General features: G+C 39.7%; 4 protein-coding genes and 2 pseudogenes. 1 reads left to right on the top strand and 5 read right to left on the bottom strand.

The genetic code is table 11. The features are described 5' to 3' along the window. Nucleotides 1-479 (top strand): NAD(P)-dependent oxidoreductase (locus DYY66_RS06360; RefSeq protein WP_218583633.1); only part of this gene is annotated, 479 nt, incomplete at its 5' end. A 4-nt stretch (nucleotides 480-483) separates the two neighbouring features. Here the strand turns inward: DYY66_RS06360 and DYY66_RS06355 are convergent. The 5 genes and pseudogenes from DYY66_RS06355 to DYY66_RS14395 form a co-directional block, all read right to left on the bottom strand. Further along, nucleotides 484-1704 (bottom strand): MFS transporter, encoded by a 1221-nt coding sequence (locus DYY66_RS06355; protein ID WP_166287185.1) that lies wholly within the window; start codon nucleotides 1702-1704, stop codon nucleotides 484-486. Continuing rightward, complete coding sequence (locus DYY66_RS06350) at nucleotides 1701-2831, bottom strand: methionine--tRNA ligase (protein ID WP_394352592.1); 1131 nt, start codon at nucleotides 2829-2831, stop codon at nucleotides 1701-1703. The genes DYY66_RS06355 and DYY66_RS06350 overlap by 4 nt, the downstream gene beginning before the upstream one ends. A gap of 32 nt (nucleotides 2832-2863) precedes the next feature. Next, a partial coding sequence (locus DYY66_RS14405) for a class I tRNA ligase family protein (protein ID WP_309223978.1) occupies nucleotides 2864-3427 on the bottom strand: 564 nt, incomplete at its 3' end. Nucleotides 3428-3454: 27 nt separating this feature from the next. Next, nucleotides 3455-3956 (bottom strand): annotated as a pseudogene (locus tag DYY66_RS14400) (adenosylhomocysteinase); the annotation flags it as partial. 1 nt (nucleotide 3957) lies between these two features. Then, nucleotides 3958-4386, bottom strand: a pseudogene (locus DYY66_RS14395) (adenosylhomocysteinase); the annotation flags it as partial.

Below are 4386 nucleotides of genomic sequence, written 5' to 3'. Positions count from 1 at the left end.
GCCAGATGATAGTCATGGTGGGAGGAAAATCTGAGACATATCAAAGATGTAAACCAGTACTCGATACCATCGGAGAAAAAACATTTTACTTGGGAGAAAATGGCTCAGGTCATGCAATGAAGCTTGCAATGAATTCACAGATTGCAATTCTTGCGCTTTCAATTTCAGAGGGAATCATACTTGCAAAAAAATCTGGGCTTGATCCTACCACATTTCTTAAAGTTCTAAACTCCACATATTTTAAGACAGGAATGAGTGCAAACAAGGGACCAAAGATGGCAAAGGGTCAGTTTGAGCCAAGTTTCTTTCTTAAAATGATGCAAAAAGATCTTGACGAGATCGATTACACAGCAAAAGAGTTTGGTGCAAACATGCCCATGTCAAAACTTGCAAACCAGTTATACCAAAAGGCAATCAAGGCAGGTTTTGGGGATATAGACTACACAGGAATCTTGGCATATCTTGAAGGATCCAAGTAACAAATCACAGTTCTTCTGGAGGCTTTATCTTTCTGAAACTAAAAAATATTCCAACATCGTAGACAATCTTTAGTACACCTCCTACAACAAAGGGGGCAGAAAGCGAAAGTGTCTGGATTATGATTCCAGTAATTGATGGGCTTATTGCCTGCGATATGTTTCGTGAGGTATTTGTATAAACAGCAGCAGGGATTCTCTCATTTTCGCTTACTACTCCCATGATATACGATTGCCTGGTTGGAACATCCATTTGTGATAGACTCATCCTTGCAAAAAATAGAGATACCGCAATCCATAGAGATGGGGCAAAGGCAAGCAGTATCAACAAGATATTTGACGGAATGTGTGTAAAGACCATCGTATTTACCAAGCCAATCTTTGATGCAATTTTGGTTGATGCCATGTAAGATACAGCCGTCAACACACCTGCAATTGCAAATATGTATGATAACGAAGAAAGGTCTGCACCAAACTTGGTGTAAAACCAGAATGAGACTATACTTTGTATCACAAATCCTCCCCCAAACGAATCGACTGCAAAAAGCGAAGACATTTTCAAAATGATATTTTTAGATTTTGGAGAGATGTTTTTAATCGACATGCCAGACTTGTTTTCTTTTGCCTCGATGTTTTTAGAAAGCATCATGTATATCACGAGAACCACAACTGCACATGCTGCATAAATTAAGAACAGTTCCTTTATTGCACCAATTTTATCAAATCCATAATTTTGTAATATTGATGGCAGGCCTGACAACAACACACCTGCAGACATGGCAAAGGTTCCAACTGCATTATAGATTGCAAATATCGAGTTTCTTTTTTTGGCATCACTTACAGTCTGTGGTAGTATTGCCTGCTCTAATGACAAAAATGCCCCAACTTCAGATCCTGTGACGTTTATTGTTCCAACAAGGGCTGCAATTACTAGTGCGATGTAATTGCTTGTTACAAAAAATATTACAGACGATGCAATCATCAGTGCGGCATAAATTATCAGAATATTTTTTCTTCCAATTTTATCTGCATATGCACTTGATAAAAGATTGAAAAATACGCTGTTTACAAGCGTGGCAGTAAGTACGATACCAACTAGAATATCATCAAATCCTACCAGTTTTAGGTAGATTGCAAGAATTACGCTAAGAAACCCATATGAGAAAGTTCTGACAACTCGAGCCCCAAGCAAGAGCTTGCCGTCACGTGATAACCACTGGAGACTCATTTGCCAAGCTTTGCCTTGTTTGCTTCAATGTCAGAGGCCTCGATTTTTTTAAACAACGGTGATGCTGCTCCAATCTTGTGGCCTTGAGGTATCTTGATTTCAGACATGGAACCCCATGATTGCTCTGATACAGAGCCTGCTATTCCAAGCTGCTCCCATATCTTCTGCGATGACTCGGGCAAGAATGGATATAGAGATATGGCAAGGCTGCGAACAGCATTTACAGAAACAAATACACAGTTGCCAGAGCCTGGTCCACCTTTCCATGGTTCTTTTTTCTGGAAATATTGGTTAAAGTGTGCAGAAAATTCAATGATTTTTTTCAGTGCCTTGTCAAGACTGTTGCTTTCCATCAATGAGGTCAGCTCGCTTGAAAAATTGGTAATCTTTTCCTGCGCTTCCTTGTCAGCACCATCAAACTCTGTTACATTTGGCACAACTCCTGCCATGCTTTTATGGGTAAAGCCAAGTGCTCTGTTGATAAAATTTCCAATGTTTCCAATCAGTTCAGAATTAATTCTTGATGCAAACTCTTCCCAGTCAAAATTAAGATCATCTTGGCTGTAAGGAGTTATCAGTGCAAGATAAAATCGCAAGTAATCTGCAGGGTATATTCCAAGAAAGTCTTTTAGTCCGATATACCAATTGCGGCTCTTTGATATTTTTTTAGACTGGAGCATCAAGTGCCCACGAGTCGGGATGTAATCAGGAAGTTTGAATTCATTTTTAATTCCAATTCTCATTGCAGGTAAGAACAAATAATGGTGGTACACGATATCTTTTCCAATGAAATGGTAAATGTCTGCCGAGTTCCAGAATTGTTTTCCGTCAAGCCCTTTTCCGTCTAGAAATTTTATTGCAGTAGAGATGTATGCTAGGTGGTTGTCAAACCATCCGTAAAAGACCTGTCCCTTGGCATCATCAAGTGGTATCGGTACACCCCAGTTCATATCTCGCGTGATATCCCAGTCAACTAGGCCCTCTTTTATCCAGTTTTGCACGTACTTTTTGACGTCTCTTTGGAGATGCGAGTCTGCTTCAAGCCACTGGTTTAGTTCATTGACAAAGTTTGTCAGTTTGAAAAAATAGTGTCTTGTCTTTTCTTTTGTCGGTGGATTTTTGCATATTGAGCATTTTGGATCTTCGATCTCTTCTGGCNAAAATAGTGCCTTGTCTTTTCTTTTGTAGGCGGATTTTTGCATATGGAGCATTTTGGATCCTCAATCTCTTCTGGTACTCTGCCGCATTTTTCGCACAAGTCAGAGTACTGGTCTTCTGCCTTGCAGTATGGACAACGCCCTAGAACGTACCTGTCAGGCAGGAATTTTTTGTCAATTGTACAATAAAACTGGATGATTTCTTTTTCGTAAATGTGCCCGTTTGCCTGCAATTTTTTAAAGACATCCTGTACAAAGGTTACGTTTTCTGGCGAACTGGTTCGGTAAAAGAAATCAAATGAAATACCAAACGATGTAAAATCCTCATGATCTCGCTTGTTCCAAATTTTCACATACTCTTCTGGAGTCTTGCTCTCTTTCTCAGACTGGATTAGAATCGGCGTGCCAAAATCATCAGACGCACAAAAATAATATGCCTCTGTACCATTTAATTTTAAAAATCTAGTAGTGATATCAGCAGGTAGGTAAGTGGATGCAACGTGTCCAAGATGTATTTCGCCATTCGCATATGGAAGTGCACTTGTTATAATTGCCCTTTTCATTATCAGGGTACAGTTTGTGTCTGATTTAAGCTATGCCCAGCTCTGACCGTATTTTATCTGGGCTGCAGTTGGCTTGTCCATTTCTACATTCATTGCCTTGAGTGCATCTACTGCAATCTGGATATCAATTTCTTGTGGAACTGTAATCACATTCTTTCCTATTTTTTTGTGGTTCTTTGCAATGTATATCATGGACAATAATTGATTTGAAAATGATTGGGCCATTACCTCTGGTGGGTGTCCCTCTGCTGCAACAAGATTTGCAATCCTTCCCTTGCCAATAAGATACATCTTCTTTCCATTTTTGAGAACACATTCGTCAAGATTTGGTCTTACTTCTCTTATAGATTTTGATTCAGTTAACAAGAACTTGGCATCAACTTCAACATCAAAGTGTCCCACATTGCCCATGATTGCACCATTTCTCATGGTAACGATGTGTTCTTTTCTGATTACACCTGTTTGGCCTGTTGCGGTAATGAATATCTCGCCACTCTTTGCAGCTTCAGCCATTGGAGCAACTTCAAAACCANTCTTTCCTATTTTTTTGTGGTTCTTTGCAATGTAGATCATTGACAATAATTGATTTGAAAATGATTGTGCCATTACTTCTGGCGGGTGTCCTTCTGCTGCAACAAGATTTGCAATCCTCCCCTTTCCAATGAGGTACATCTTCTTTCCATTTTTGAGAACACATTCGTCAAGATTTGGTCTTACTTCTCTTATAGATTTTGATTCAGTTAACAAGAACTTGGCATCAACTTCAACATCAAAGTGTCCCACATTGCCCATGATTGCGCCGCTTCTCATGGTAACGATGTGCTCTTTTCTAATTACTCCGGTCTGGCCTGTTGCGGTAATGAATATCTCACCACTTTTTGCGACTTGAGCCATCGGAGCAACTTCAAAACCGTCCATGTGAGCCTCTAATGCGCGCACAGGATCAACTTCAGTAACAGTAA

It is taken from the genome of Candidatus Nitrosotalea sp. FS (assembly GCF_011319475.1).
Classification (GTDB): Archaea; Thermoproteota; Nitrososphaeria; order Nitrososphaerales; family Nitrosopumilaceae; genus Nitrosotalea.
This window is presented reverse-complemented; position numbering and strand designations above follow the sequence as displayed.